The sequence below is a fragment of the Lentzea albidocapillata genome, from assembly GCF_000719115.1.
In the GTDB taxonomy this organism is placed as follows: Bacteria; Actinomycetota; Actinomycetes; order Mycobacteriales; family Pseudonocardiaceae; genus Lentzea; species Lentzea albidocapillata.
The window spans coordinates 125,926-152,424 of the sequence record NZ_JOEA01000020.1 but is presented as its reverse complement, the minus strand read 5'-3'; the positions used below and the strand labels follow the sequence as shown (position 1 = coordinate 152,424).

At 68.5% G+C, this 26,499-nt stretch carries 23 protein-coding genes; 8 read left to right on the top strand and 15 right to left on the bottom strand.

Going from position 1 to position 26,499, the window contains the following annotated elements; all coding sequences use genetic code 11:
- Positions 1-60 precede the first annotated feature (60 nt).
- Entirely contained in the window at positions 61-1,692 is a 1,632-nt protein-coding gene (ptsP, locus tag IG04_RS0130460) for a phosphoenolpyruvate--protein phosphotransferase (protein ID WP_030480187.1), read from the top strand.
- Here the strand turns inward: ptsP and IG04_RS0130455 are convergent.
- On the bottom strand, positions 1,689-2,114 hold the full coding sequence (locus IG04_RS0130455) for a Rid family hydrolase (protein ID WP_030480186.1): 426 nt from the start codon (positions 2,112-2,114) through the stop codon (positions 1,689-1,691). The genes ptsP and IG04_RS0130455 overlap by 4 nt on opposite strands.
- Positions 2,115-2,214: 100 nt before the next feature.
- Between IG04_RS0130455 and IG04_RS0130450 the strand changes: the two genes are divergently transcribed.
- Positions 2,215-2,613 (top strand): MarR family winged helix-turn-helix transcriptional regulator, encoded by a 399-nt coding sequence (locus tag IG04_RS0130450; RefSeq protein WP_084401600.1) that lies wholly within the window; start codon positions 2,215-2,217, stop codon positions 2,611-2,613.
- On the opposite strand, the gene IG04_RS0130445 is transcribed toward IG04_RS0130450, so the two are convergent.
- The 8 genes from IG04_RS0130445 to IG04_RS0130415 all read right to left on the bottom strand — a co-directional run bounded on the left by IG04_RS0130445 (position 2,610) and on the right by IG04_RS0130415 (position 9,749).
- Positions 2,610-3,449 (bottom strand): LysR family transcriptional regulator, encoded by an 840-nt coding sequence (locus IG04_RS0130445; protein WP_036016289.1) that lies wholly within the window; start codon positions 3,447-3,449, stop codon positions 2,610-2,612. The two genes, IG04_RS0130450 and IG04_RS0130445, sit on opposite strands and share 4 nt — an antisense overlap.
- Positions 3,446-4,456 carry a hypothetical protein gene (locus IG04_RS0130440; protein WP_144065425.1) on the bottom strand — a complete coding sequence of 337 codons (1,011 nt, stop codon included), beginning with the start codon at positions 4,454-4,456 and terminating at the stop codon, positions 3,446-3,448. Before IG04_RS0130440 ends, IG04_RS0130445 begins: the two co-directional genes overlap by 4 nt.
- Positions 4,441-4,914: an RNA polymerase sigma factor gene (locus IG04_RS0130435; RefSeq protein WP_051770987.1), complete on the bottom strand. Its 474-nt coding sequence runs from the start codon at positions 4,912-4,914 to the stop codon at positions 4,441-4,443. The genes IG04_RS0130440 and IG04_RS0130435 overlap by 16 nt, the downstream gene beginning before the upstream one ends.
- A 29-nt stretch (positions 4,915-4,943) precedes the next feature.
- Positions 4,944-5,111 carry a DUF397 domain-containing protein gene (locus IG04_RS45645; protein WP_084401543.1) on the bottom strand — a complete coding sequence of 56 codons (168 nt, stop codon included), beginning with the start codon at positions 5,109-5,111 and terminating at the stop codon, positions 4,944-4,946.
- Between the two features lie 12 nt (positions 5,112-5,123).
- Positions 5,124-5,951, bottom strand: coding sequence for a helix-turn-helix domain-containing protein (locus tag IG04_RS0130430; RefSeq protein ID WP_084401541.1), 828 nt, complete (start codon positions 5,949-5,951; stop codon positions 5,124-5,126).
- A gap of 97 nt (positions 5,952-6,048) precedes the next feature.
- Positions 6,049-7,227: a glycine C-acetyltransferase gene (locus tag IG04_RS0130425; RefSeq protein WP_030480180.1), complete on the bottom strand. Its 1,179-nt coding sequence runs from the start codon at positions 7,225-7,227 to the stop codon at positions 6,049-6,051.
- Entirely contained in the window at positions 7,227-8,258 is a 1,032-nt protein-coding gene (gene tdh, locus IG04_RS0130420) for an L-threonine 3-dehydrogenase (RefSeq protein WP_030480179.1), read from the bottom strand. The genes IG04_RS0130425 and tdh overlap by 1 nt, the downstream gene beginning before the upstream one ends.
- Positions 8,259-8,294: 36 nt before the next feature.
- On the bottom strand, positions 8,295-9,749 hold the full coding sequence (locus IG04_RS0130415) for an SDR family oxidoreductase (RefSeq protein ID WP_030480178.1): 1,455 nt from the start codon (positions 9,747-9,749) through the stop codon (positions 8,295-8,297).
- 79 nt (positions 9,750-9,828) lie between these two features.
- Here IG04_RS0130415 and IG04_RS44350 point away from each other — a divergent pair, with 79 nt between their 5' ends.
- Positions 9,829-10,644 (top strand): nucleotidyltransferase domain-containing protein, encoded by an 816-nt coding sequence (locus IG04_RS44350; RefSeq protein ID WP_144065424.1) that lies wholly within the window; start codon positions 9,829-9,831, stop codon positions 10,642-10,644.
- Between the two features lie 5 nt (positions 10,645-10,649).
- Here the strand turns inward: IG04_RS44350 and IG04_RS0130405 are convergent, their stop codons facing one another.
- Genes IG04_RS0130405 through macS form a run of 3 tightly spaced genes read right to left on the bottom strand, consistent with a single transcriptional unit; the run spans position 10,650 to position 13,005 of the window.
- On the bottom strand, positions 10,650-11,189 hold the full coding sequence (locus IG04_RS0130405; RefSeq protein ID WP_030480176.1) for a DUF1707 SHOCT-like domain-containing protein: 540 nt from the start codon (positions 11,187-11,189) through the stop codon (positions 10,650-10,652).
- Positions 11,186-11,848, bottom strand: a complete 663-nt coding sequence (locus IG04_RS0130400; protein ID WP_030480175.1) for a response regulator — start codon at positions 11,846-11,848, stop codon at positions 11,186-11,188. Before IG04_RS0130400 ends, IG04_RS0130405 begins: the two co-directional genes overlap by 4 nt.
- Complete coding sequence (macS, locus tag IG04_RS0130395) at positions 11,845-13,005, bottom strand: MacS family sensor histidine kinase (RefSeq protein ID WP_245816317.1); 1,161 nt, start codon at positions 13,003-13,005, stop codon at positions 11,845-11,847. The genes IG04_RS0130400 and macS overlap by 4 nt, the downstream gene beginning before the upstream one ends.
- A 116-nt stretch (positions 13,006-13,121) precedes the next feature.
- Between macS and IG04_RS0130390 the strand changes: the two genes are divergently transcribed.
- Positions 13,122-14,324, top strand: a complete 1,203-nt coding sequence (locus IG04_RS0130390; protein WP_338043606.1) for a GGDEF domain-containing protein — start codon at positions 13,122-13,124, stop codon at positions 14,322-14,324.
- Here the strand turns inward: IG04_RS0130390 and IG04_RS0130385 are convergent.
- Positions 14,321-15,472 (bottom strand): AI-2E family transporter, encoded by a 1,152-nt coding sequence (locus IG04_RS0130385; protein ID WP_051770983.1) that lies wholly within the window; start codon positions 15,470-15,472, stop codon positions 14,321-14,323. The genes IG04_RS0130390 and IG04_RS0130385 overlap by 4 nt on opposite strands.
- Positions 15,473-15,551: 79 nt before the next feature.
- Here IG04_RS0130385 and IG04_RS0130380 point away from each other — a divergent pair, with 79 nt between their 5' ends.
- The 3 genes from IG04_RS0130380 (at position 15,552) to IG04_RS0130370 (ending at position 21,858) form a co-directional block, all read left to right on the top strand.
- On the top strand, positions 15,552-17,729 hold the full coding sequence (locus IG04_RS0130380; protein ID WP_030480171.1) for a translocation/assembly module TamB domain-containing protein: 2,178 nt from the start codon (positions 15,552-15,554) through the stop codon (positions 17,727-17,729).
- Positions 17,730-17,878: 149 nt separating this feature from the next.
- Positions 17,879-18,655 (top strand): hypothetical protein, encoded by a 777-nt coding sequence (locus IG04_RS0130375; protein ID WP_030480170.1) that lies wholly within the window; start codon positions 17,879-17,881, stop codon positions 18,653-18,655.
- A 197-nt stretch (positions 18,656-18,852) separates the two neighbouring features.
- Positions 18,853-21,858: a beta strand repeat-containing protein gene (locus tag IG04_RS0130370; RefSeq protein ID WP_030480169.1), complete on the top strand. Its 3,006-nt coding sequence runs from the start codon at positions 18,853-18,855 to the stop codon at positions 21,856-21,858.
- Positions 21,859-21,948: 90 nt separating this feature from the next.
- On the opposite strand, the gene IG04_RS43040 is transcribed toward IG04_RS0130370, so the two are convergent.
- Positions 21,949-22,317 (bottom strand): nucleotidyl cyclase domain-containing protein, encoded by a 369-nt coding sequence (locus IG04_RS43040; RefSeq protein WP_051770979.1) that lies wholly within the window; start codon positions 22,315-22,317, stop codon positions 21,949-21,951.
- Positions 22,318-22,459: 142 nt separating this feature from the next.
- On the opposite strand from IG04_RS43040, the gene IG04_RS44345 reads away from it, so the two are divergent.
- On the top strand, positions 22,460-24,031 hold the full coding sequence (locus IG04_RS44345; protein WP_051770978.1) for a TIR domain-containing protein: 1,572 nt from the start codon (positions 22,460-22,462) through the stop codon (positions 24,029-24,031).
- Positions 24,032-24,043: 12 nt separating this feature from the next.
- On the opposite strand, the gene dnaB is transcribed toward IG04_RS44345, so the two are convergent.
- Positions 24,044-26,002 (bottom strand): replicative DNA helicase, encoded by a 1,959-nt coding sequence (dnaB, locus tag IG04_RS0130355; protein ID WP_420864959.1) that lies wholly within the window; start codon positions 26,000-26,002, stop codon positions 24,044-24,046.
- Positions 26,003-26,499 lie beyond the last annotated feature (497 nt).

Here is a 26,499-nt window from a genome sequence, read left to right as displayed (position 1 = left end):
CCGCTTGATTGGTCACACTGAGCTGTCCTGGGTTTCCGGTCGGAGGGTATGGTCTAGACCATGTCGAGCGCGCGGCTGAGCGGTGTCGGTGTCAGCAGCGGTCGGGCAACCGGCCCCGTGGTAAGGATCGCCGAGGCCCTGCCGGAACCTCCTGCGGGCCAGCGAACAGCGGATACGAAGATGGAAGCCTCCCTCATCCGTCCCGCGACGGAGGTCGTGGCGCAGCGCCTGATGGAGCGCGCGAAGACGGTCGAGGGCGACGCCCGCGCCGTGCTGGAGACGACGGCGGCGATGGCCGGCGACCCGTCCCTGATCAAGGCCGCCGAGAACCTCGTCGTCGACCAGTCGCTGACCGCCGCCCGTGCCGTGCACGAGGCCGCGCAGAAGTTCATCTCCGCACTGCAGGCCGCCGGTGGCTACATGGCCGAACGGGCCCGCGACGTCCAGGATGTCCGCGACCGGGTGGTGGCCGAACTCCTCGGCCGGCCCGCGCCGGGAGTCCCCGACCTGGCCTCGCCGTCCGTGCTGGTGGCTCGCGACCTCGCGCCCGCCGACACCGCGGGCCTCGACCCGGCGAAGGTCCTCGCCCTGGTCACGGAAGAGGGCGGCCCTACCTCCCACACCGCGATCCTCGCCCGTTCGCTGGGCATCCCGGCCGTCGTCGCGTGCCGCGGCATCCTCGCGTTCGAGGGCACCTCTCTCGACGTCGACGGTGACACGGGCCAGGTCCGCGAGTCGGACGGCAAGGTCCGCGCGGCCGGCACGGGCAAGAAGGCCGAGTGGAACGGCGTCGGTGTGCTCAAGGACGGCCTCCGCGTGAAGGTCCTGGGCAACGTCGGCTCACCCGCCGACGCCCTGGCCGCTGCTCAGGCCGGCGCGGAGGGCGTGGGACTCTTCCGCACGGAGTTCTGCTTCCTGGACGCAGCAGAGGAACCGACCGTTGCTGAACAGACTGCTGCTTATGAGGCTGTGCTGGCGCCGTTTACAGGCAAGCCGGTTGTGGTGCGCACCCTCGACGCGGGCGCGGACAAGCCGCTGGCGTTTCTGAACCCGGACCCCGAGCCCAACCCGGCCATGGGCGTCCGCGGCCTGCGCGTCGCCTTCGACCGCCCCGAAATCCTGGACCGTCAGCTCGAGGCCATCGCGGCCGCGGCCGAGTCCTCCGGCGCCGACGTCTCCGTCATGGCCCCGATGGTCGCGACCGCCGCCGAGGCCGCGTGGTTCGTCGAACGCGCACGCAAGGCCGGCATCCAGCGCGTCGGCGTGATGGTCGAGGTCCCGTCCGCGGCACTGTCGGCCCGCGAGATCCTGCAGGTCGTCGACTTCATCTCCATCGGCACCAACGACCTGGCCCAGTACGTCTTCGCCGCCGACCGCCAGCTCGGCGGCGTGGCAGCGCTGAACGACCCGTGGCAGCCCGCACTGCTCCGCCTGATCGCCCTGGTCGGCGAGGCGGCGACCGCCACCGGCAAGCCCGTCGGCGTCTGCGGCGAGGCGGCGGCCGACCCGCTGCTCGCGTGCGTGCTGATCGGCCTCGGCGTGACGTCGCTGTCGATGAACCACACGGCGCTCGCCGGCGTCGGCGCGAGGCTCGCGACGTCCAGCATGGACATCTGCCAGCTCGCGGCCCGTGGCGCGCTGGCCGCGGGCGACCCGGCCTCGGCCAAGCTGGCGGCGCGCGCCCCGCACTAACCGATCGCGGTCACGCGGATCTCGATGCGCATCTTCGGGTGACCGAGGGCGGTGACCCCGCTCTCGGTCCAGATCGGCGCGCGATCACCCATGCGTGCACGGAACTGCTCGACCATCACGCGGTTGTGGTCGTCGAACGAGTCGTCGCCGAGCACGTGGTACGAGTTCACGTGCACGACGTCGGCCCAGGACGAGCCCGCAGTCACGAGAGTGCGCTCGACGTTGTCGAATGCGCGCACGATCTCGTCCTCGAGCGACTCGGGGAACTCGAACCCGTCGTCCCAGCCGCCCTGCCCGGACGTCTCGACGCGGTCGCCGATGCGCACGGCCTGGCTGTACCGCATGTTCCTGAGCTGCGTCTCGCCGTATCCGGGGGTGGCGAAGAACTCCGGCTTGTCCACGACTGCCTCCAATGACTTCATGCTTGAAGTCAACCGTACACGACTTCAAGCATGAAGTAAGCTGCGCGGCGTGGAGTGGCTGAACGCGGACGAGAAGGAAGCCTGGACCGGGCTGATCTCGATGGTGCTGCTGCTGCCGGGCCGGCTCGAAGCGCCGCTGCAGCAGGAGTCGGGCCTGAGCCTCTTCGACTACCTGGTGCTGAGCCACGTCTCGGAGGCGCCGGACCGCAGGATTCGGATGAGCGAACTGGCGCACCTGGCGAACGGCTCGCTGTCGCGGCTGTCCAACGTGGTCAAGCGCTTCGAGCAACGCGGCTGGGTGGTGCGCTTCCCCGACCCCGACGACGGCCGGTACACCATCGCCTCGCTGACCGACGAGGGCTACGAGGTGGTCGCGGCCGCCGCGCCCACGCACCTGCGCACGGTCCGGCAGTTCGTGCTCGACCCGCTCACCGCCGCCGACCGCCAGGCGTTGACGCGCATCGCGGCCAAGCTGAGCGTGACGATCCCGCCACCCTAGGGGCGAAGCTCGTTGAGAACCGCTCTGATCAGCGGGTGGTCCTCCGAACCGGTGCGCACCGCCGCGACGACCCGCCGCAGCGGCGCCACCCCGGCCACCGGCACCCCGCGCACGGCGTTGCGCGGCGCCAGCGCCACCCCGGCACCGGCCGCGACGAGGGCCTGGATCGCGCGGAAGTCGTCAGACGTGTGCCTGATTCGCGGTGTGAACCCGGCCTGCGCGCACGCCATCTCCACGATGTTGCGCAACGGGTTGCCGGGCAGCGTCACCACCCAGTCCTCGTCGGCGAGCGCCGCCAGGTCCACCGGCCCGGTGGCCGGATGCCCCGGCGGCAGCACGACGTCGAAGGGCTCCGTGTAGAGCGGAAACCGGGTGAAACGGTCTGTCGCGCGGTGTTCCTCGGTGATCGCCACGTCGATCTCGCCGTCCAGCAACAACCGCACGCTCTCGTGCCCCTCGGCGTCGCGCACCGACAGTTCGATCGACCGTTCCTTCAGCGCGGCCAGCGCGGGCGCCACCACCTGCGTGATCGCCGACGCGAACGCCGCCACCCCCACCCGGCCCGCGGACCCGTCGGCAAGAGCGTCCAAAGTGGCCTGTGCGCGTTCCAGTTCGGCGGCGACGACGTGGGCGTGCGTGACGAGCAGGTCGCCCGCCGGTGTCAGCGACACCCGTCGTCCCTTGCGCAGCAGCAACGGATGCCCTGCCTCGGACTCCAGCGCCGCGAGCTGCTGCGACACCGCCGACGGCGTGAGGTGCAATGCGGCGGCTGCGGCCGTCACGGTGCCGTGGTCAGCGAGTGCGCGCAGCACGCGGAGCCGTCGTGGGTCGATCACCGCTCAATGATGGGGGATTCCACTTCGCCGTTCACGGGGACGCCCAGCGGCAGGATCGGCTCGGCGTTCGTCCCCTCCAGCAGGAGGTACCGCTCTTCCGCGATCGACGTCATCGAGGGAAGGCCGTGCTGGGACTTCGTGATGACGTTCCGTTTCAAGATCGGCTTGCCCGTCGCGGGGTTGATGACGAACTGGGTCTCGACGTCGCCGAACTGGAACTGCGGCAGCGCGGGGATCGCCACCCCGACGCCCATTCCCTTGTCGGGCAGGGGCACGCGGTCGAGGTACCGCACCCCGTCGAGCGACCTGAGCAGTTCGAACGCTCCCCGCCGCTGGTCGTCGCGCACGTCGGCGATCATCACCGCCATGACGAGGTCCGCGAGCTCGTAGGCGCCCTTCTCCTCGGGCTGCAGCTTCGCCCTCATGCCCGCCGGGTCTGCGGGCAGGTCGTCGAACGACTCCAGCCGCTCCCAGTAGGCGGACGTCAACGAGAGCCCGCTGACGTAGGACTCCTGCACCGCCGGTGCCATCGGACCGATGCGCACCGACCGGCTGCCGCCGAGCTGAGGCACGACCTCCGGCCGGCCAGCGGCTTCCCACGCGGTGTTGTCGCCCCGCGAGAACGGCTCGACCTTGCCGTCCTTCTGCACCACCGCGATCTCGCGCTTCCCGGCCTGCCACTGATCGGTCCTGGAGTCGAACCGCACGATGTACGGCTTCGTCGGCTCCCCGACGACCATCAACGACGACTGCTGCCGCAACACCCGCCACCACTGAGGCGTGGAGGCCGGCTGCACGGGCTGAGGGGGTGAAGGCAGCAGGACGACCGCGAGCACGATCACGACCCCGATCACCAGCAACGGAGCGAACCGCCGCACGAACTGCCTGCGCACCGGCCTCTCTCGCGGCAACGTGACGATGCGCGCGAGATCGCGTTCCATCCGGTCGCGGTCGACCTCGGGCACGGGCGGCCTGGCCTGCGCCAGGTCCTTCATGAGGTCTTCCATGACTCCCTCGCACTGTCGAATTTCGGCGTCCAGAGAGCAGCCTGCAAACGACGTCGAGCCCGATGCAGCCGCACGAAGAACGTCGCCGTCGTGCACCCCAGCACCTGCGCGGCCTCGGCCGCGGCCAGCCCGTGCCACGCGATCAGCGTGAGAACTTCCTGGTCGGCCTCGGACAGACTCGACAACGCCGCCCGCAGCTCGATCACCGCGAAGTCGTCGTCGGCCGGGAAGTCAGTGAGCTCGTAGGTCGTCGTCTGCCGATGGGCGGCGCGCACGAGGTTGCGCGCGATGCCGAGCAGCCACGGCAGCGCGTTCGACGGCATCTGGCCGGACTTGCGCCAGGCGATCGTGAAGGTCTCGCTGGTGATGTCCTCGGCGAGCCGGCTGCCCGCGTGGCTCGCCGCATAGGCGAGCACTCGCGGGTAGCACTCGCGGTAGACGACCGAGAATTCCTCCACGTGAGGTAGTGCGCTGACCTGGTCGATTCTTACCGTGGGGTGACGCGGGTCACATCACGGAGGAACGCCGACCACGCTTCGCCTGACACCGGCAGGTGCGTGGAGGGCGCCTTGCTATCGCGGATGCCGACACCATGCCCAACCTCAACGCAGTCGCTGGAGTTCGCGCTGTAGGAACTTTTGCGCCAAACCGACATGCGGACGCCTCCTCAGAACAGGATGCTGGTGATCAGCTCCTTCGATTGTTCCGGATCCATGGCTTGAGCGTCGAGCCGCTTCAACACGGAGGAGTACCTGGCGAGGGATTTCGTGTCTTCGAGGAAGAGGCCGGAGGTCTCTCCTTCGAGGAAGATCACCGGCTCGAACTTCTCGTAGCTGAGCCGAAGGAATGATCCAGAACTGCCCGCGTGCACGCCGACGGAGTTCGGCACGACTCTCAGGGTGATGTAGGAGCGCTGCGCCATCATCAAGAGGTGGACGTATTGATCCTTCATCACGTCTGGCCCGCCTCCCTCTAGGCGCAGAGCATGTTCATGGACGTAGAACTCGAACGTGCGGCTCCAGTGGAAGAGATTGCGGCGTTCGAGCTTTGCGGCGATGACCTTTTCGTAGTCGGTCGACTTGTCGCGCGCCGCTCCGTCGATCACAGCACGCATGTAGTCAGCGGTCTGGAGATGGCCTGGGATGAGATTCGCCGACCAGACAGTGATCTCGTTGGCGAGGCGCTCCTGGTTGAGCAGCAGGGGTACCTGGTCCGGCGGCCCGTCAGGGATCTTGAGATAACCGCTCTCGCGCGTTTCGCGAAACAGGGCGAGCAGGTACTGGGCCTCAAGCGGCTTGACGCGGCAGTATCCGAGCAGCTGCATCAGATCGGCTTCGGTGACGCCGCCCTTGCCGCGGACCAGGTCGGAGAGTTTGGCTTCGTCCCAGCCGAGTTCCTCGGCGAGCTTGCGGTGTGTCAGCCCGGTCTGCTCGATGGCGTTGCGAACGGCGTTACCGAACTCGCGTCCCACCACACTGGACTTTCGTCGTGGCATGTCGACGAAAGTAGAAGCTAGACCCGTACCGGCTCCATTGTTTCTCTCCGAATGTCACCGAAGGAAGTAGTTTTTGGAGCCGGTACAAGTCCGACCTTTACATCTTTGCGCGTGCGGCGATGAACGCGTCCACGGCGCGGTTAACGTCCTCGGTCGTGTGTGAAGCAGACATCTGCGTACGGATGCGCGCCTTGCCGTGAGGCACGACCGGGTACGAGAACCCGATGACGTAGACGCCCTGCTCCAGCAGGAGATCCGCCAACCTGCCCGCCTCGGCCGCGTCGCCGATCATCACCGGGATGATCGGGTGCTCGCCGGGCAGCAGGTCGAAGCCCGCCTCGGTCATCCGCCGGCGGAAGAGCTCGGTGTTCGACCTCAGCTGGGAGAGCAGCTCCGTGGAACTGGAAAGCATCTCCAGCGTGGCGATCGCGGCAGCCGTGATCGACGGCGCGAGGGAGTTCGAGAACAGGTACGGGCGCGAGCGCTGGCGCAGCAGTTCGACGATCTCCTTGCGGCCCGACGTGTAGCCGCCGGATGCGCCGCCCAGCGCCTTGCCGAGGGTGCCGGTGACGATGTCGACGCGGTCCTGCACGCCGAACAGTTCCGGGGTGCCGCGGCCGGTCGGGCCGGTGAAGCCGACGGCGTGCGAGTCGTCGACCATGACCAGCGCGTTGTAGCGCTCGGCCAGATCGCAGATCTCGTCCAGCGGCGCGAGGTAGCCGTCCATCGAGAACACGCCGTCGGTCGCGATCAGCCGGTAGCGGGCGTCGGCCGCGTCCTTGAGCTGGCGCTCCAGGTCGTCCATGTCGCGGTTCTTGTAGCGGAACCGGCGAGCCTTCGACAGGCGGACGCCGTCGATGATCGACGCGTGGTTCAGCTCGTCGGAGATGATCGCGTCCTCGGCGCCGAGCAGCGTCTCGAACAGGCCGCCGTTCGCGTCGAAGCACGAGCTGTAGAGGATCGTGTCCTCGGTGCCGAGGAACTCGCTGAGCTTGCGCTCCAGTTCCTTGTGCGGCTCCTGGGTGCCGCAGATGAACCGCACCGAGGCCATGCCGAAGCCCCAGTCGTCCAGCGCCTTCTTCGCGGCCTCGATCAGCCGCGGGTGGTCGGCGAGACCGAGGTAGTTGTTGGCGCAGAAGTTCAGGACTTCGTCGCCGGAACCCACGCGCACGGTTGCGTTCTGCGGGGTGCCGATCACGCGTTCGGACTTGTAGAGACCGGCCTCCCTGATCTCCTCGATCGTCTTGAGGAGGTCGTTCTTCAGTTCGCCGTACATCAGGCTCCCGTCCAGTCGAGGATGACCTTGCCGCACTTGCCTTCGCGCGCGGTGGCGAACGCCTCCGCGTGCTGCGTGTGGTCGTACCGGTGCGTGATGACCGGCGTGAGGTCGAGGCCGCGCTGCAGCAGCACGGTCATCGAGTACCAGGTCTCGAACATCTCGCGGCCGTAGATCCCCTTGATGTGCAGCATCTTCAGCACGACGCTGCTCCAGTCGACGGAGAACTCGTCCGCGGGCAGCCCCAGCATCGCGATGCGACCGCCGTGCGCCATGTTCGCGATCATGTCCCGCATCGCCATCGGCTTGCCGGACATCTCCATGCCGACGTCGAAGCCCTCGGCCATGCCGAGTTCGGCCTGGGCGTCCGCGATCGTCTTCTCGGCGACGTTCACCGCGAGGTCGACGCCGACCTTGCGCGCGAGGTCGAGGCGGTGCTCGGAGATGTCGGTGATCACGACGTTGCGCGCGCCCGCGTGCTTGGCGACGGCGGCGGCCATGATGCCGATCGGGCCGGCGCCGGTGATGATCACGTCCTCGCCGATGACGGGGAAGCTCAGTGCCGTGTGCACGGCGTTGCCGAACGGGTCGAAGATCGCGGCCACGTCCAGGTCGACGGCCGTGCGGTGCACCCAGGCGTTCTGCTCGGGCAGCACGACGTACTGCGCGAACGCGCCGTTGGAGTGCACGCCGAGACCGCGCGTGTTGGCGCAGAGGTGGCGGCGGCCGGCCTTGCAGTTGCGGCAGGTTCCGCAGACGAGGTGGCCCTCGCCGCTGACCAGGTCGCCGACCTTGACGCCGGTGACGCTGCCGCCGATCTCGACGACCTCGCCGACGAACTCATGGCCGAGGATGAGCGGCGCCTTGATGTTCTGCGCGGCCCAGTCGTCCCACGAGTCGATGTGCAGATCGGTGCCGCAGATACCGGTGCGCAACACTCTGACCAGCACGTCCGTCGGTCCGGGGGTGGGGTCCGGGACGTCGGTCAGTTCGAGGCCAGGCCCTGCGGCGACCTTGACGAGAGCCTTCATGCGGGAAGTTTCACCCTTTGCTGCTTGTGCAGTCCATCAGGACTTTCTGAAGTTCTTGTGCAGCTCAGCTTCATTGGTGATGTTGCGCACCATGCCGCCGAACACGATGCCGTGAAACGGCCAGACGATCCCCCAGTAGAGGTGTCCGGCGAGCCCTTTGGGCACGAACACGGCGCGTTGGCGGTAAGTGGACCCGTGTCCCTCGTTGCCCGCCACTCGAAGCTCCAGCCACGCCTTCCCCGGCACTTTCATCTCGGCTCGCAGCCTCAGCAGCTGCCCGCGTTCGATCTCCTCGACCCGCCAGAAGTCGAGCGCCTCGCCCACGTACAGCCGCTGCGGATCACGCCGTCCGCGCCGCAGCCCGACGCCGCCCACCAGCCGGTCCATCCATCCCCTGATCGCCCAGGCCAGCGGGAACGAGTACCAGCCGCGTTCGCCGCCGATGCCTTCGACGACCTCCCACAACCGTTCGGGCGTCGCATTGGTGCGCCGCTCGCGTTCGTCGGTGTAGACCGAACCGCCGGACCAGCCGGGGTCGGTCGGCAGCGGCTCGCTCGGCGAGCCCGGCAGCGTCGCGCCCGACCACCGGGTCTCCACGTCGGCGTCGCGGACCTTGGTCAGCGCCAGTTCGACGGACTTGTCGTAGCCGGTGTTCTCGCCCGGCAGCACCTCGCGGATGTCGTTCTCCCGGCACACCACCTCGTGCACCAGCGACTCGATCAGCGGCTTCGCGATCGACCGCGGCACCGGCGTGACGGCGTTGACCCAGTGCGAGGACAGGCCCGGCGTCAGCAGCGGCACGGGCAGCACCCGGCGTTTGGGCAGCCCGGCGACCTCGGCGTACCGGAGCATCATCCGCAGGTACGTCAGCACGTCCGGCCCGCCGATGTCGAACGTCCGGTTCTCGTTCTCGAGCGTCGTGGCCTCGACCAGGTAGCGCAGCACGTCCCGCACGGCGATCGGCTGGATCCGGTTGTGCACCCAGCGCGGCGTGACCATGACCGGCAGCCGTTCGGTCAGGTAGCGCAGCATCTCGAAGCTCGCCGACCCCGAGCCGATGATCACGGCGGCCTGCAGCACCACGGCTTGGACGTTCGAGCGCAGGAAGACCTCGCCGACCTCCTTGCGCGAAGCCAGGTGCGGCGACAGCTCGACACCGGCCGGGTGCAGACCGCCCAGGTAGACGATCCTCCGCACACCGGCCCGTTCGGCGGCACTCGCCGTGTTCTCCGCGGCCTTGCGGTCGGCGTCGGCGAAGTCCTTCGAGTGCAGCGAGTGCACGAGGTAGTGGACGACCTCGACGTCCCGCATCGCCTCGTCGAGATCACCGAGCACGTCTCCGCGCACGATCTCGACGTCAGCGGCCCACGGGACGTCGCGCAATTTCTCCGGCGAACGCACCAGGCAGCGGACCTCGTGCCCTTCGGCCAGCAGCCTGGGCACGAGTCGTCCGCCGAGGTACCCGGTCGCGCCGGTCACGAGACACCGCATGCCTCGATCCTGCGGCTTCGCGGCGGCGACCGCCGATCAGGGAATGTCGTTGCCGGTCCCGGACGTCCGGTGTTTGGCTGTGCGTGTGCTGTATCAGGAAGAGCTGATCGAGCGTGTTCGCGAAGTGTGCGCTGCCGACGACGGGCTGGACGCCGCGCTGATGTACGGCTCCTTCGCCGCAGGGGAGGCGGACGAGCACAGTGACATCGAGTTCTGGCTGTTCTTCACCACGCGGAGACGCGCCGAGATCGAGCCGCGGTCGTGGTGCGCCGACATCGCGCCGACCAGCTACGGCCTGCTCAACGAGTTCGGCACCTATGTGGCGTTCTTCCCCGGCCTCGTGCGTGGCGAGTTCCATTTCGCGACCGTGGACGACATCGCCACGGTGGCGGAGTGGCCGGCGCGCGGCGCCGAGGTCGAGCGGATGCTGATCGTCGATCGCAGTGGAGCGTTGGCTCCGGTGCTGCGCGGCCTGCCCCAGCGGTACGTGCCGCCGGTCGACAGCCCTGAGATCATCACGAAGTACTGCGACCCCTTCGCCAACTGGCTGGTGCTGGCGCACCATCTGGCGGCGCGAGGCGAGGATCTGCGTGCGTGGGACGCGCTCGGGCATGCCCAGCGGCATCTCCTGTGGATGGCACGCCTCGCCGAGGAGTCCACCGCGCACTGGTTGACTCCGTCGCGAGGTGCCGAGCGTGAGTTGTCCGCGGACACGGTGGCGGAGCTGAGGGCAGCTACCTGCGCTGCGTCGCCGCAGGAGCTGGTCGGGGCGCTGCGTGCCGCCTTGGAGCTGGGCCGCCGGCTGTGGCCCGTGATCGCCACCCGCTACGGGCGAGGCGCCCCGACCGCTCTGTTCGCCGAACTAGACGCCGCCCTCAGGCACCCGCACGTCTGACCAGGTCAGCGCTTGCTCCGCTTGATCACCACGGTCCCGCCGCGCACCGAGCCCTTGAGCTGGAAGTGCGGGTTGCCCATGGTGGTGTTCTGGACCTTGTCCTTCAGCTCGCCCGCGGTGATCTCGACGGCGTCGGCGTTGACCGACGACCCCGCCGGCAGCAGGAGCTTCACCGTGCCCAGCGACACGTCCAGGTCGACGTTGACGACCGGCGGCACCTCGGCGGCGGTGAAGTCGAGGTTCGTGGTGCCGAGGGTGTTGCGGATGACGAGCTCGTTCGGCACGACCCAGTGACCCTTGCGGGTCGTGGTGCTCATCGTGTTCTTCAGCTCGGTCCGCTCGCGGGCCAGCTCGTTGTTGACCATGCCGGGCAGGTCGAGCAGCACCACGTTCAGATCGGCCCTGGTCTTCGCGCCGAGTGCGGTGTCCGTGCGCACGGTGAACTCGTCGAGCGTGATCATGCCGCGGCCCACCGCCTTGTTCAGCAGGGTGACGACGTGCTCACGTTCCGCATCGGACACGCGTAACTCTCTGGGGTCTGTCATTTCTCTGCCTCCGGTTCGGCGTCGAGACCGTGCTCGATGGCATAACGCGCCAACTCCACCCGGTTGTGCAGTTGGAGCTTGCGCAATGTCGATTGAACGTGGTTTTCGACCGTGCGGTGGGAGATCACCAGGCGGTTCGCGATCTGTCGTGCGGTCAGGCCCTTGGCGACCAGCCGCAGCACCTCGGTCTCCCGATCGGTGAGCTGAGGCTTCTCCTCCGCGCCGTCGGGCGCGGCGGCCATCCGCCGGTACTCGCCCAGCACCAGGCCCGCGAGCCCCGCCGTGAACACGGCGTCGCCCGCTGCCGTCCGGGACACGGCCTCGACCAGTTCCTCCGAGGACGCGGACTTCACCAGGTAGCCGGACGCGCCCGCCTTCACGGCCTGCAGCACGTCGTCGTGCTCACCGGACGCGGACAGCACGAGCACGCGCGTGTCGGGCAGCTCACTGGTGATCATCGCGGTGGCGTCGACCCCGGAGAGTTCGCCGAGGTTGAGGTCCATCAGGACCACGTTGGGCCGCACGGCCTTCGCGATCCGCACGGCCGAGGGCGCGTCACCCGCGGTCGCCACGACCTCGAAGCCGCGTTCCTGGAGATCGCGCGCCACGCCTTCGCGCCACATCGGGTGGTCGTCCACGACCATCACCGAGACCGTCATCCTGCCGCCCCCTTCCTGAACACCCGAACCTCCCATTCCGTGCCCTCCCCCGGCCCGGTCTGGAGCTCCAGCGTTCCGCCGAGCGACTCCACCCGGCCTTTGATCGACTTCTCGATCCCCATCCTGCCTTCCGCGGCGGCCGACGCGATCCGGCCTTCGGGGATGCCAGGCCCATCGTCCCTGACGCTCAGCACGATCTCCTCCCCGAGATCTTCCAGCAACACCCAGGCGCGTGCGTCCTCGCCGCAGTGCTTGTCCACGTTGGACAGAGCCTCACGCACCAACGACGTGAGCTCGCCCGCCGCCGGGGCCTCGAACATCACCTGGGTCGCGGGTGTCGAGACCTGGATCCTCGGTGTGGCGAGCATCTGCAGGCCAGGGCGCAGGTCGATGTCTCCATCCACAGTGGAGTCCGTCGGCGCGGCGGCCACCAGGTTCCGCAGCGCCACCTCCTGCTCGCCCGCCATCTTGGCCAGTTCGGCGGCCTCGCCACCGACCTCCAGGCCGCGCTTGCGCACGCGGGCGAGGACCTGCAGCACGCTGTCGTGAATCGAACGGGCCAGACGTTCGCGTTCCGCTGTGGCCGCCTCGGCTCTCAAGGCCTGGGCGAGCAGCACAGCCGAACGCCGTGCCGTGGCCGACGCCATGCCGACGACCATGCCCGCACCGGACAGCAGCACGACGTCGCGCAGCAGGTCGAGGCTCGGCGAACGGTGGGACAGATAGGTGAAGAGGCCGACGGTCAGCCCGCCGCCGAAGCCCGCGGCCGGCCCGCCGAGCGCGCCCAGCGCAACCGCCGGCACGCACGCCCAGATCGTCGTGATCAGCGGGACGTGCAGGACCAGCAACTGGTGGTCGGACATGATCAACGGCGACAGCGACATGAGACCGCAGGTCAGGGCCAGGTCGACCAGCACGAGCGGCCACCGCCTGCCCCACGTCGTGCTGTAGGCGCGGCTCGTGAAGACGGACCACAGCGCCATCACCCCGAGCGTGGTCCACGCAAGCCACGGCCGTACGTAACCGGATTGGTTCGCGATGACGTTGGCCGCCGCGAAGAGGAATGTGACTATGCGTAGCGCAATCGTCCCGCGCCACAGGGGCGTGGCCGGGTCGTCGATCACCTTTGTCACACGTTCGGCAGGCTCTTTGGGCACGCTGTGCTCCTTTCGGACACCATCCTGCCGGGTGAACGTGTGCTGGCTAACCCCCAGGTGGCCGTCTTCTGCCGAACGGAGGAATGTGCGACGCTCTCCGGGTTCGGGGGAGGGCGATGCGGGTGCGGGACTGGCCGGTGTGGACTTTGCGGCGGCCTGCGCTCTACTACTGGTTGTTCATCGACATGGCAGCCCTCGCCACCGTCACCTACGCGATCGTTTCCTCCGAAACACCATCACCCTCCGAAATCGCCAGATTCGCCGCGATCGCGGGCACAGCGGGTGCGGTGATCATCGGTACCACCATCTACAGCCACCGCCTCGGCGAGACGGAACGCAACCCGTGGGCCGCCCACCTCTGCTACCTGACGGCAGGCATCCTCGCCCTCCCGCCGAACCTGATGGTGCTGCTCCTCTTCGGCCCGGCCCTGCACTGCCTGCTGGCCCAGCGCCCGGAGACCCACCGCTGGCTCTTCACGCTGAGCGCCACCACACTGGCCGTCTTCGCCACCCGCTACGTCCTCGGCTGGGCTGACCCGCACACCAACCTCGTGGTCCTCACCCTGGCCGCGGTACTGCTGCTGGTCCTGCGAGCGGGCCTGATCGCGCTGGGCCTGAAGCTGCGCAGCCCGTCCGCCACCTTCGAGGAGAACGTCGGCGAACCCATCGACGCCATCCTCGGCATAGTCGCCGTGTCGATCGGCGGCCTCATGGGCTGCGTGGCGGAGTCGAACGCCGTCCACGTCCTCATCGCCGGCCCGTCCCTGGCCCTGCTGGAACGAGCGGCCCAACTCCCCCAATGGCGCCGCTCAGCCCAGCGTGACGCCAAAACCGGCCTGGCCAACGCGGTGCACTGGGACACCCGAGCCCGCTACGAACTGAACAAGGGCGCGAGCCGCACCCGCCCGATGGCCGTCATGCTCCTCGACCTGGACCACTTCAAGAGGGTCAACGACGAGGTCGGCCACCTCGCGGGCGACGCCGCCCTGGCCGCGATCTCGTTGCTGCTGCGCGGCACCGTCCGCCGAGGAGACCTGGTGGGCCGGTTCGGCGGCGAGGAGTTCGTCGTGCTCCTGCCCGAGGCGACGTCCGACGAGGCCGAGTACGTCGCCGAACGCGTTCGCAAGGCCGTGGAGGCACTTCGCGTGCCCACGATGGCCACGGATGGCAAGCCGCACGAGCTGCACGGGCTGACTGTGTCCATAGGGGTGTCGACGACGACTCGGTTCGGGTACGAGCTGCCGGACCTGTTGGTGGCGGCCGACGCGGCGTTGCTGGCGGCCAAGGCTTATGGCCGAAACCTCGTGTCGATGGCCTAGAGCTCTTTGACCCGTTCGCCCGTGTCGTCCTTCGGCGCCGTGTCCTGAGGGTTCAGCACGTCCACCTTCTCCGGCGTCTGCAAAGCGTCCGAATCGGACACCAGCGACCGGATCCCCGAGTTCAGCACCGCCAGCAACGGAACAGCCAGCAACGCCCCGGCGATGCCACCGGTCACCAATCCGCAGGCGATCGCGAGCACCACGGCCAACGGGTGCAACTTGACCGCACGTCCCAGCAGCAACGGCTGCAGAACGTGCGACTCCAGCTGCATCACACCGATGAGCACGGCCAGCACGATCAACGCAGCGATAGGCCCGTTGGTCACCAACGCAACCAACACCGCCACGGCACCGGTGAACACCGCACCGATGATGGGAACGAACGCGCCGAGGAACACCAAGGCGGACAGCGGCACCACGAGCGGCACACCGATGATCGCCAGACCGACACCAACGCCAACGGCGTCCACGATCGCGACCACGGCCGTAGCGCGCACATAAGAAACGAGAGAGCCGAACCCGCGCCGTCCCGCCACGTCGACCCGCTGACGCACGTCCCGAGGCACCGCACGAGTCACGAAACGCCAGATGCCGTCACCGTCGTGCAGGAAGAAGATCAGCGTGAACAGCGCCAGCAGCAGCCCGGTGAGCAACTCGCCCAGGGTCGCGGCGGTCGTCAGGGCACCGGAGGTGATCTCCGCCTGGTTCTCCTTGATCGTCTTCACGATCTCGTTGAGGTAGTTCTGCAGCTGCTGGTCCGACAGGTGCGCGGGCCCGTCCTTCAGCCACTTCTGGATCGTGTCGAGCGACGCCGCCACCTGTGTCTGCAGCTCGGGCAGGCCCCGGGAGAACTCACTGATCACGAACGTCAGCACGCCGCCGAGAACACCGACGCCGATGATCATCATCACGGTCACCGCCACGCCCCGCGGCACCCGCCACTCGACGAGCTTCGAGACGCCGGGTGACAGCAGTGCGGCGAGCAGCAGCGCGATAGCGACGGGGATCACTATCGACGCGAGGAAGCCGAACACGTAGGCGACCACGTACAACGCGGCCACCACGACCACGAACCGCCAGCTCAGCGCGGCACTCACGCGCAGCAGCGTCGGAACGCGGCCGCTGATCTCCGACTCCGGCGTGCTCATGGCCTCACGTTAACTGTTCATACCCTCGCCAAGGTGCAACCCCAGCAGGGATGATCCGATTCGTCAGGGGAGGACGAACGTGATCAAGCCCGAAGACTTGACCGAGCTCGAACGCCAGGTCGCCGGGGCCTATGCGGGTGGCACCGAGATCGACCTGACCGGGCAGAGCGTGCGCGGCGAGGTGCTCACCGGTCTGCTGACCGGCATGTACCGGGTGCCGCGCAAGGGACTACCGGCTCTGCGTCTGCGCAACGCGCGGATCACCGGCAGGTTCGCACTGGAGGGCACCCGCGTCACGCGGGTCATCGACCTCACCCACTGCACGTTCGAGGAGTCGGTCGACCTCCGCATGGCCCGCCTCATCGGCCTGCGGTTGCGCGGCACCCGCCTTCCCGGCCTCCAGGGCCGCAACCTGAGGATCTTCAGCGATCTGGTCCTCGAAGCCGGCTTCACCTGCACCGGCACCGTCGACCTCACCGACGCCGCGGTGGACGGAACGCTCCGCCTCGCCGGCGCGGTGCTGCGTTCGAACACCGACCACGCACTGCTCGGCGCCCGGCTCAGGGTCAGCGGCTCGATCCAGGCCATCGCGATGCGCGCGAACGGAGAGGTGCGGCTCCGTGGCGCGGCGATCGGCGGCAGCGTCCACCTCGGCGGCGCGCGGCTGGTCAACACCGGCAAGGACGCGCTCGACGCGTCCGGGATCGTCGTCGCGGGCAACGTCTTCTGCAACGCCGAGGGCGGCCGCTTCACCGCCGACGGCCGCGTGCTGTTCGACGGTGCGCGCGTCCACGGGAACGTCGAGTTCACCGGCGCCCGCCTCAACTCCGCCCACCGCGTCGACAACCAGGTGCTGGTGCTGCCGCACGGATCGGCCGACGAGGCCGCGACGCTCGTGGCCGACCGCATCCGGGTCGAGGGCAACGTCGAACTCGACGACGGCTTCATCAGCGAGGGCACGGTCCGGCTGCCGAACGCGAGCATCGGCGGCTACCTCCGCCTGTCCGGCGCGGTGATCGGGCCGCGGGAGATCGCCGAAGAGCTCGCCGGGGACGTCACGAACCGCATCCCGGTCGCCCTGCACGCCGACGGCATGCAGGTCCGCGGCGACGTCGAGGCGCGCAGTGCCGTCAACGGCGCGGGCATCCGTTCCAAGGCACTGCACACCTACGGCCAGGTCCGGCTGTCCAACGCGACCATCAACGGCAGCGCCAGCATGTCCGGCGTCTCGCTGCACGGGCCGGGCATCGACGTCCTGTTCGCCGACCGCCTCCAGGTCGGCGGCACGCTCTTCCTGCGCGAGCTGAAGGCCAAGGGCTCGGTTCGCCTGCAGAACGCGAACATCGGCTCCACGCTCGACCTCTCCGGTGCCGAGCTCACCCTCCCGCGGCTCCGCGGGAACGGCACGCAGAAGCCGTCACTGGACGCCCGCGCCATCACGATCGGCAAGGACCTCCTGTGCAGCCGCGGGTTCACCGCGGTCGGCGGCGTGCGGATCCGGCTGGGCGAGGTCGGCAAGATGGCGACGTTCAGTGACTCGCACCTCGGTTCGACCGCGGCGGACATCGCGCTCAACGCCTACGGCCTCACCGTCCACCAGTTCCGCCTGCACATTCCCGAGGGCCAGCAGCCCAAGGGGAAAATAGTGCTGAGCCGCCTGAAAGCGGTGTCGGTGACCGACGGGCCGGGGCTGTGGGACGCCGAGGGTGGCGTCGCCGTGGACGACTTCGAGTTCGCCGGCATCACCGCCGACCCGGACGTGCCGGTGCAGACGCGGCTGAAGTGGTTGCTCAAGGTGCAGCCGGACTTCGCGCCCGGACCGTACGAACAGCTCGCCGCCGTCTACCAGCAGGGTGGCGAGGAGGAACTCGCGCAGAAGGTCCAGCTGGAGAAGCAACGCCGCCGCTACTCCGAACTCGGCCACGCCGGCCGGGTCTGGGGCGTCGTGCAGCGGTGGACGGTCGGCTACGGCTACCGGCCGTGGCTCGCGATCTGCTGGCTCGCCGTGTTCTGGCTGTTCGGCGCGCTGTGGTTCAACTGGAACCCGATGGTCAAGCTCAACTCCGACGAGGACCCGGTGTGGAACGCCGCGCTGCTCGCCCTCGACCTCCTGATCCCGATCATCGACTTCGGCCACGACGGCAAGTGGCAGTTCACCGGTGCGTCGCAATGGATATCTTCGCTGCTCGTGGCGGTGGGCTGGGTGCTCGCGTCGACCGCGGCCGCAGGTGCGGCCCGTGTGCTGAAACGGCTGTGAGCCAAGGAAGCCGTTCACACGATGTAGTTAACCGAGTGCCCAGAGCGTGCATTTGGGGTGGATGGACTGGCAGAGTCGCCGACGTCGACTTGATCACGTTGATCGTCGGCGATTCCCTTGAGTGCCACCGAGTAGCGAGGTTTCCTGCGTTGTTCTCCACTGAGCTGCGAGCGAAGACGGGAGCGAACGGCATCCGCCGGTTCGCCACCCGAGCGCTGCTCGCCGTCGGTGGAGCGATCGCGGGAACGGCCGTTGCCTTGGCGCTCGCCACGACGTCGGCCAACGCGGCCGACACCGTGCCCGCTGCCGACGCGCAGCAGTTCGACGTCTTCAGCAAGCTCGTCGCCAATACGGACGAGAAGCTGCCGGTCGTCGTTCCCGCTGCCAAGGCAGTGCACAAGATCGACGAGACCTTGCGCGCCGAGCAGGAGAAGGCTCGCGCCTCCCTGCCGGACATGCAGGTCTCCCAGGCGGTCGAGCGGATCTCCGCTCGAATCCTGCCGCAGGCCACCAGGATCGGTCAGTCCAGCAGCCCCGCCAGTGAGCGGGCGATGGACGTGACGTTCCCGGAGATCCCGGCCCCCACCACCGATGCCGGACAGTCGCCGGCACCGGTGGTCTCGCAGTTCACCGGCCCGTCCGGTGGCAGCTGGACGGATCTGTTGGAGCACAACGACTTCGTCGTGCCTTCCGAGCAGCATCCGCCTCTGCCCAGCACCCCGCTCCCGAAGCTGCCCATCCCGGCCCCCGCGCCGGTGCAGTGCGCTTCGTGCAACGACGGTTCTGGTTCTGCCAAGGGCAGCATGATGGCTGCTCTCGCTGCACCCGGTGACGCTCACGGCATCTCGTCGACGCGCGCTCTCGCGCCGTCCACCGACGAGGTCACCGTGACGCCGGGCAAGCAGCCCGGTATCAACCCCGACTGATTCCAGCGCGCGGTCCGCGGCAGCCCACCTCCCCATGGCTGTCCGGAAGTCGACCGTCGCGCTTTTTTCTTGCGCTCACACAGGTCGATCACCGCGTGCGACTCCCCCGGTGATGACGCGCCCTCCCCTGCGCGTTTCGGCCCCACCCCCTTGAGCCCCCGTCGCTTTCTCGACGGGAACCCGATGAAGGAGATCTAATGCAGACCTGGGCAAAGCGCGGACTTCAGACCGCGTTTGTCACTGGTGGTTTGCTGATGCTCGGTACGGGCATCGCTTCTGCCCAGGAGAACGTCGACCCGGACGCTGCGCCTCCGGCTGTCGACGTTGCGGCCTCGGTTCCGATCAAGGCCGACCAGAACAAGCTGGCCACGCCGGTCCGGGAAGTCACGGTCCCCAAGATCGACCGGACCATCAGCACGGACCGCGTCACCAGCGTGGTGCCGACCCGCACGGCAGCGCCCGTCGCGAACCCGCTGGTTCGTCAGACCGGCGAGCGCCTGCAGGGCACCCCGCTCCAGAACGTGGTGCGCGGCAACACGATCCAGGCGCACGCCGACGTGCCGATCAACATCTGCGGCAACGCGATCGCGGTCCTCGCGAACACCGAGGCGTCCGGCGACTGCGTGCAGCACACCCACCGCGACGGCACGATCGTCACGGATGGCGCGGGCCAGGCTCTCGCCGGCAACGTCGTCGCCGTCAACCACATCCTCCCGGTCCAGATCACGGGCAACGCGATCGCGGCCGGCGGCAACGCCGAGACCAACACCTCCGCCGAGCAGGTCTCCACGACCGGCGGCGACATCACCACCAGTGGTGACAAGGGCGCCATCTCCGGCAACGTCGTCTCCGAGCAGGGTGCGACCCCGGTTCAGATCACCGGCAACGGTGTGGGCGCGGCGGGCATCGCCAACGCCAACTCCACCGCTGACACGTTCGCCTCCTCCGAGGGCGACGTCATCACCAGCGGCAAGAACAGCTCGATCTCCGGCAACGCCGTGCCGATCCCGCTGGCCCCGCTGTTCGAGGTGAACGGCAACTCGGCCGCCGGTGCGGGCAACTCCGCCACCGACTCGACCCAGACCGGTGCCGCGTACGCCGGTGGCAAGACCATCACCAACGGTGACCCCGCCACCCTCGCCGGCAACATCGCCGAGCCCGCGCTCGCCGGCCCGATCACGGTCGACGACAACGCCGCCGCCGCCGGTGGCAACGCCGCCGCGGTCAGCGACACGGTCAACGACTCGCGCGCCGGAGACTCGAAGCACACCACCGGCCACGGCTCGACGGCGTCCGGCAACGTCGCCGGCGCGCCCGTCTCGCTGCCCGCAGCGGTGGGTGGCAACGGTGCGTCCGTGGTCGGCAACGCGCTGACCGACCACTCGAACGAGGCGAACTCCACCGCCGGTGGCGACGTCTTCACCGTCGGCGACAAGTCCGTGCTCTCCGGCAACATCGCGGACGTTCCCCCGGCCACGGCCGTGGACGCGTGCGGCAACGGTGCCACGCTCGTCGGTCAGGCCGCTGGTACCTGCGAGAACGACGTCAAGTCGGTCACCTCGGGCTACCAGGGCACGACGGGCAACGACTCGGTCGGTTCGGGCAACATCGCCTCGACCCCGCTCGCCGCGCCCGCCGAGGTCTACGGTCTCGCCGCCGCCGTCGGTGGCCAGGCCGCAGGCTCGGCCGACGAGGTCAAGCTGGTCCAGTCCGGTGGCACCCCGAACACCGAGGACGACCGCGGCACGGTCTCCAGCAACATCGTGACCGCGCCGACCGCGGTTGCCCCGCAGGTCTTCGCCGTCACCGCCGGTCTCGTGGGCAACACCACGTCGGACTCGGCGAACGACACCACGGTCACCGCGGGCGACGCGCCCCACGCGACCGGCAAGAAGAGCTCGGCGTCCGGCAACATCGTCCAGGTCCCGACCTCGACGCCGGCCCAGGTCTTCGCTGACGGCGTCACGCTGGTGGGCAACAACGACACCAAGGGTGTCAACGCCACCGACATGACGGCCGGCGGCGACGCCATCACCACCGGCGAGGCGGGCTCCATCGCGGGCAACGTCGTGTCGGCTCCGGTCGCGACCGGCACCCAGGTGCTCGGCTGGTCGGTCGGCGGCGGCAGCAACGTCAACTCCACCGCCACCAACGACCTCAGCTCGGTCGCCGGCGGCGACGTCAACAGCAACGGTGACAAGGGTGCCGTCTCCGGCAACCTGATCGGTGCGCAGCCGGCGGTCCTCCCGGTCGTTCCCGGCAACACGGTCGCCGCGGCCGGCATCACGAACTCCGACGTGGTGTCCGCCACCAACGTCGTGTCCGGTGACGACAGCTACTCCTCGGCCGAGGACGCCTCGGTGTCCGGCAACCTGATCAACGTTCCGGCCAACGCCTTCGCCGGCGTGTACGCGAACGCCGTGGCCGTTGCCGGCAACGCGACGACGGTCACCGACAAGGCCTCGTACACCCAGGCCGGCGGCGAGACCCTCACCGAGGGCAGCGGCCCGCTGACCGCCCGCGACATGCACGTCCCGGTCGAGGCGGCTGCCAAGCTCGCGCGCATCCCCGTCGAGGTCGTCGGCCAGGCGACCACGCTGGGCACGAGCGACGACACGCAGCTCACCGGCGAGGACACCGACGGCACCCTGCGCGCCACGCAGCTCAAGGGCCTGGAGCTCCCCAAGGGCGTCGACAGCCTGATGAAGGCCAACGAGGTTCCGGCGTTCCACGGTCTCGACAGCAAGCTGCCGATCAACCAGCTCCCGAACCCGAGTGACCTGACGGGTCTGACCGGCCAGCTGCCCACCCCGGCTCTGCCCGGTGTGGCGCAGGAGCGCTCCTCCCTGCCGCTGAACGGTGGCACCGGCAGCATCACGCCGAACGTCCAGGGCCTGCCCCTGGGCCAGCTGCTCGACGCCGCGAAGGGCCTGGTTCCGGCCGGCGCCACCGGGCGTTCGCTGCCGTCCCTCCCGGTGACCGCCCCGGCCCTGCCGCTGCCGGTGCAGCTGCCCGCGCTGCCCACCGAGCGTTCGCTGCCGGCACTGCCCGTCGACGGCCCGGCCTCCCTCTCGGGTCTCAGCCTGAACCCGACCCAGGGTCTGGCCCCGAAGGCCGACGAGCGCGCGCTGCCGTTCGACGCTCCGGCGATCGCCATGATCGACCCGGCCAACCTGTTCCAGACGGTGACCGGCTCGCTGTAACACCCCGCACCACGTAACACCCCCGCAGTACGTAACACCCTCCCTCCGGTAAGAAGCTGAGCCCCAGCGACACGACAGTGTCGCTGGGGCTCAGTGCCGTTCGGGGGGAATTCGTGCTGTGGCGAGCATTTCTTGTGGCGCGGCATCACCGTCACTCGTCACCCAGTGGACCTGCGGACGCTCCCCGACCAGCCCCCTGATCAGCTCGGCGATAGGCGACCCGTCCCCGAAGTCGTGCTCCGCCAGCACCGCCAGCACCGCGTCGCCATACCGCGCGACCGTGAAGTCGGGCCGGACGTTCCGCCGCAGGGTTCGCGCCGCGTCCAGCACGTCGTCCGGCCCGGTGATCAGCACCAGCGTCACGAGCGTGCCGCGGGTGCGGGCGCGGATGAGCGACTGCTCCAGACGATCGAGCAGCAGCGCGTGTCCGGGCAGCCCCGTCAGCGGGTCGTGCAGCACCCTCCGGTTCTAGCCGAGCCCAGTCCCGTTGACCAGCACCGCGACCCGCATGGGTGAGTCATCCCAGCAGCGCCGCAAGCTGAGTGAACGGCTGAGCCAACGTGCCACGATTGAGCGGATCCCACGGCTACGATCGCGCGCGATGGCCAAGTACAGCGTGTGCCTGTCGTTCGCCGGCGAGCAACGGCAATACGTCAAGGAGGTCGCGGACCGGCTTAAGGCGCTCGGCATCAGCTACTTCTATGACGAGGACGAGCTGGCCGACCTCTGGGGCAAGGAGCTCACCGAGCACCTCGACGACATCTATCGCAAGAACTCCCGGTTCTGCGTGATGTTCGTGTCCACCGAGTACGTGGAGAAGATGTGGACCATCCACGAGCGCCGTAGTGCGCTCGCTCGCAGGCTCACCCCTGAAACCGAGTACGTGCTGCCGGCCCGGTTCGACGACACCGATGTGCCTGGGCTACCGCCGAGTGTGGGGTTCATCGATCTGAGGAGAACCACGCCGGGCCAGCTGGCCGAACTGATCGCGATCAAGTGTGACCGCGCCGAGGACTGGGTGGTGAGTAACGGGGCGGGGATCCCAACACAGGGCGACAAAGAACAGAGAGACGCCGAGCCCGTGGAACGGGACGGGCCGGCAGTGCGAAACCGGCGCAGGGCTCTGTCACGGCGCGGGTTCGTCATCGGATCGCTCGGGCTGATCGGCGCCGGGGCGGCGGGTGGGATGGCCTGGGTCATGTGGCCGAAGGCGGGCAAACTGACCAGCGATGACACCACCGGGATTGCGTTCAGCCGCGACGGCGGAATGCTTATATCGACCCATCGCGCCACTTCGAATTTCGAGAGAATGGTTCGAATCTGGGACGCGGGCACCCGATATCCTCTCGCGGAGGTTGATGGGAGGAATGTCTTGGTTCGGAATCCGGTGGTTCACCCTGACGGCAAGTCGTTCGTCACCAATGAGACGATCGATCTTGTGCGGCGTGATGTACGCACCGGCATCATCGTGAAAGACAAGTACGGGTTCGAAGAAAAAACGGACCTGAGGCATTTCGCCGCCGATCCCGAAATCACGTGCTTCGCAATCAGTCCGGACGGGGTACTCCTCGCTGTCGGGACGTCTACCGATGGCCCTTCACTCGTCGACATAGCTGGCCGCAAGGTCGTCGCCCACCTGATCCCTGAAAGGTACGACATCGACCGCGCGGTGCGGAGCGTGACCGGGATGGCATTCAGCCCGGATGGGAAGCGCCTCGCCGTCGCGGGTGGTATTGCCCCGAGGGACAAGGATTGGATCGGCATGGCGGAGAACGGCTGCACAGTGTGGGACATAACCGAGCGCCGGGCGCTGCTGAGTCTCCTCGCGGAGCCCACGAACTCGGTGGCGTTCGACCCGGCCGGCGACGCCATCGCCACCGCGGGAGAGACAGGTGTACGGCTGTGGGATCCTGGCACCGGCGCAGTCATGGCGACTTTTATCGGCGAGCAGACACATTCACTTGCGTTCAGCCCGGATGGCAGAACTCTGCTGACTGGTGGTGCGACCGGAGTGCGCTTCTGGGATGCCGGCACCGGCCGCCTCAAACGTGAGCTGTCCGACAACTATGTCCATTTGGTGGCGTTCAGCCCTGACGGCAAGGCCGTCGCGGCAGCCACTAGGCACTCAAACACGAAACTCTCGCCTGGTTGCTGGCTGTGGCCGGTTGAATGATTTGAGCGTGGCTTACGTCTGGGCCAGGTCGGTGAAGCGGCTGTAGTGCAGCTGGTGCGCCACGACGATGGTCGCGGTCGGCCCCGCGCGGTGCTTGGCGATGATCAGGTCGGCCTCGCCGGCGCGCGGGTCGTCTCGTTCCCAGGCGTCCGGGCGGTTGACCAGGATGACCATGTCCGCGTCCTGCTCGAGGGAGCCCGACTCACGGAGGTCGGAGAGCATCGGGCGCTTGTCGGTTCGCTGTTCCGGGCCACGGTTCAGCTGGGAGATCGCGATGACCGGGACGTGGAGTTCCTTGGCGATCAGCTTGAGGTTTCGGGAGAACTCCGAGACTTCCTGCTGGCGCGACTCCGTCTTCTTGCCCGATGACATCAGCTGGAGGTAGTCGACGATCACGAGCCTGAGGTCGTGGCGTTGCTTGAGGCGGCGGGCCTTGGCCCTGATCTCCATCATCGTGAGGTTCGGGCTGTCGTCCACGAAGAGCGGCGCCTCGCTGATCTCGCTCATTCGGCGGGCCAGGCGGGTCCAGTCGTCGTCGCTCATCGTGCCGCCTCGCATGTCGCTGAGGCGGATGCGTGCCTCGGCGGAGAGCATGCGCATGACGATCTCGGTGCGGCTCATCTCCAGGCTGAAGATGGCGCTGGTCATGCCGTGCTTGACCGAGCACGACCTGGCGAAGTCGAGGCCCAGCGTCGAGTTGTGCGTCGGGATCATCGTCTCGCCCGCGAGGTACAGGTGGTCGTGGTTGTCGACCTCCACGCACCTCACCGGGACGGAGGCGACCGGGCGGACCGCGACGACCTCCACCTGGTCGTGCTCGCCGAGGCCTGCGAGCAGTTCGTCGACGTCGCGGCGCAGGCGGGCGAAGCGGCCGTCGATCTGCAGCGCGGCCAGCAGTTCCGCGCGCTGCTTGTGGGACGCGCGCAGGTACGCGGCGGGGATGTGCGGGTCGTCGGCCAGGTCGAGTTCCTTGGCGACGCGCAGTTCGTCGTCGGTCAGTTCCAGGTCGCCCAGGCCGGACAGGAACAGGCCCAGCGCGCGCGGGGACAGCGGCAACGACGCGGTGGGCAGCTCCCAGGCCGCGGACATGCGGACGAACATGCGGCACAGGCCGACTCGCTCGAACAGCTGCGCGGTCGTGCGGATCGCCCAGAAGCCGCCGGTCTCGCTGCACGACTCCGTCAGCCACTGGTGCTCGGCGTCGGCCACGATCACGGTGCCGTCGGAGAACTCGACCTCGAAGCACGGGCGGCCCGTCATCACCTCGGTCGCGGCGACCACGCGGGTCGGGCGGCCGTCGGCGCCGATCAGGAACGAGCCCACCGACACGGCGCCCATCGTCGTCCAGCCGGACGGGGTGGGCAGCGGGGTGTCCAGGGCGAGCGCCTTGCCGACACCGGGGCGGGCCGCGACGATGATCATCTGGCCGCCGTGCAGGCCGTTGGTCAGGGCGTCGAGGTCGGCGAAGCCCGTCGGGATGCCCTGCGACATGCCGCCGCGCGACGCGATCGCGTCGATCTCGTCCATGGTCGGCTGGAGCAGGTCCTCGAGGGCCACGTAGTCCTCGGTGGTGCGGCGGTCGGTGACCTCGTAGATCGCGGCCTGCGCCCGGTCGACCACCTCGTCGACGTCCGCGCCCTCGGCACCGTTGTAACCCAGCTGCACGATGCGCGTGCCGGCCTCGACCAGACGGCGCAGCACCGCCTTCTCGGCCACGATCTCGGCGTAGTAGCCGGCGTTCGCGGCCGTGGGGACCGTCGCGATCAACGTGTGCAGGTACGGCGCGCCGCCCACGCGCAGCAGTTCGCCGCGGCGTTCGAGCTCGGCCGAGATGGTGATCGGGTCGGCGGGCTCGCCGCGGCCGTACAGGTCGAGGATGCAGTCGTAGATCGCCTGGTGTGCCGGGCGGTAGAAGTCGTTGGGCGCGAGTGCCTCGATGACGTCCGCGATCGCGTCCTTGGACAGCAGCATGCCGCCGAGAACGGACTGCTCCGCCGCGAGGTCCTGGGGCGGCTGACGCTCGAATGCGGGCTCCGCCATGCCCCGGTCGTCCACGAGCGCCACTGCCGAATCACCCCTGCGAGAAGTCGAGAGCCGGTGCCTGAATCACCTAGTTGTACCGCGCGGCACCGACAATTTCGGGCGGCCACGCTGTGCGATGGCCCTGCCCTGACAGCGACGCTAGAGGGACCCGTCCGGAGCAAGCAAACCAGCGTGTGGATCGCCCTGTGGACAACTGGGGGACAACCTGTGGATGGTTGCTCACAGGGGTCGCGGCGCTGGGGACAACCTGTTGACAACCAGCGGAGTGACAGAAGTAACTGCAGCTCAAGGGCTGTGTACAAGTTGTGGAAGAAGTTGTGCGCCACACCCTCGGCGTGTCGCAAAAAACACCTTCGTCGGCGTGTCGCGGCTCCGCTGAACGCGTCGTTTATCCACAGGAAGTGGACAGGGCGACACTGGTCCGA

Excerpts from the sequence above, each read along its gene's own strand:
- ptsP (WP_030480187.1), top strand. The coding sequence starts at position 61 with ATGTCGAGCGCGCGGCTGAGCGGTGTCGGTGTCAGCAGCGGTCGGGCA.
- IG04_RS0130455 (WP_030480186.1), bottom strand. The coding sequence starts at position 2,114 with ATGAAGTCATTGGAGGCAGTCGTGGACAAGCCGGAGTTCTTCGCCACC.
- IG04_RS0130450 (WP_084401600.1), top strand. The coding sequence starts at position 2,215 with ATGGTGCTGCTGCTGCCGGGCCGGCTCGAAGCGCCGCTGCAGCAGGAG.
- IG04_RS0130440 (WP_144065425.1), bottom strand. The coding sequence starts at position 4,456 with ATGGAAGACCTCATGAAGGACCTGGCGCAGGCCAGGCCGCCCGTGCCC.
- IG04_RS45645 (WP_084401543.1), bottom strand. The coding sequence starts at position 5,111 with ATGTCGGTTTGGCGCAAAAGTTCCTACAGCGCGAACTCCAGCGACTGC.
- IG04_RS0130430 (WP_084401541.1), bottom strand. The coding sequence starts at position 5,951 with ATGCCACGACGAAAGTCCAGTGTGGTGGGACGCGAGTTCGGTAACGCC.
- IG04_RS0130425 (WP_030480180.1), bottom strand. The coding sequence starts at position 7,227 with ATGTACGGCGAACTGAAGAACGACCTCCTCAAGACGATCGAGGAGATC.
- tdh (WP_030480179.1), bottom strand. The coding sequence starts at position 8,258 with ATGAAGGCTCTCGTCAAGGTCGCCGCAGGGCCTGGCCTCGAACTGACC.
- IG04_RS0130415 (WP_030480178.1), bottom strand. The coding sequence starts at position 9,749 with ATGCGGTGTCTCGTGACCGGCGCGACCGGGTACCTCGGCGGACGACTC.
- IG04_RS0130405 (WP_030480176.1), bottom strand. The coding sequence starts at position 11,189 with ATGACAGACCCCAGAGAGTTACGCGTGTCCGATGCGGAACGTGAGCAC.
- IG04_RS0130400 (WP_030480175.1), bottom strand. The coding sequence starts at position 11,848 with ATGACGGTCTCGGTGATGGTCGTGGACGACCACCCGATGTGGCGCGAA.
- IG04_RS0130390 (WP_338043606.1), top strand. The coding sequence starts at position 13,122 with ATGCGGGTGCGGGACTGGCCGGTGTGGACTTTGCGGCGGCCTGCGCTC.
- IG04_RS0130385 (WP_051770983.1), bottom strand. The coding sequence starts at position 15,472 with ATGAGCACGCCGGAGTCGGAGATCAGCGGCCGCGTTCCGACGCTGCTG.
- IG04_RS0130370 (WP_030480169.1), top strand. The coding sequence starts at position 18,853 with ATGCAGACCTGGGCAAAGCGCGGACTTCAGACCGCGTTTGTCACTGGT.
- IG04_RS44345 (WP_051770978.1), top strand. The coding sequence starts at position 22,460 with ATGGCCAAGTACAGCGTGTGCCTGTCGTTCGCCGGCGAGCAACGGCAA.
- dnaB (WP_420864959.1), bottom strand. The coding sequence starts at position 26,002 with ATGCTGCTGTCCAAGGACGCGATCGCGGACGTCATCGAGGCACTCGCG.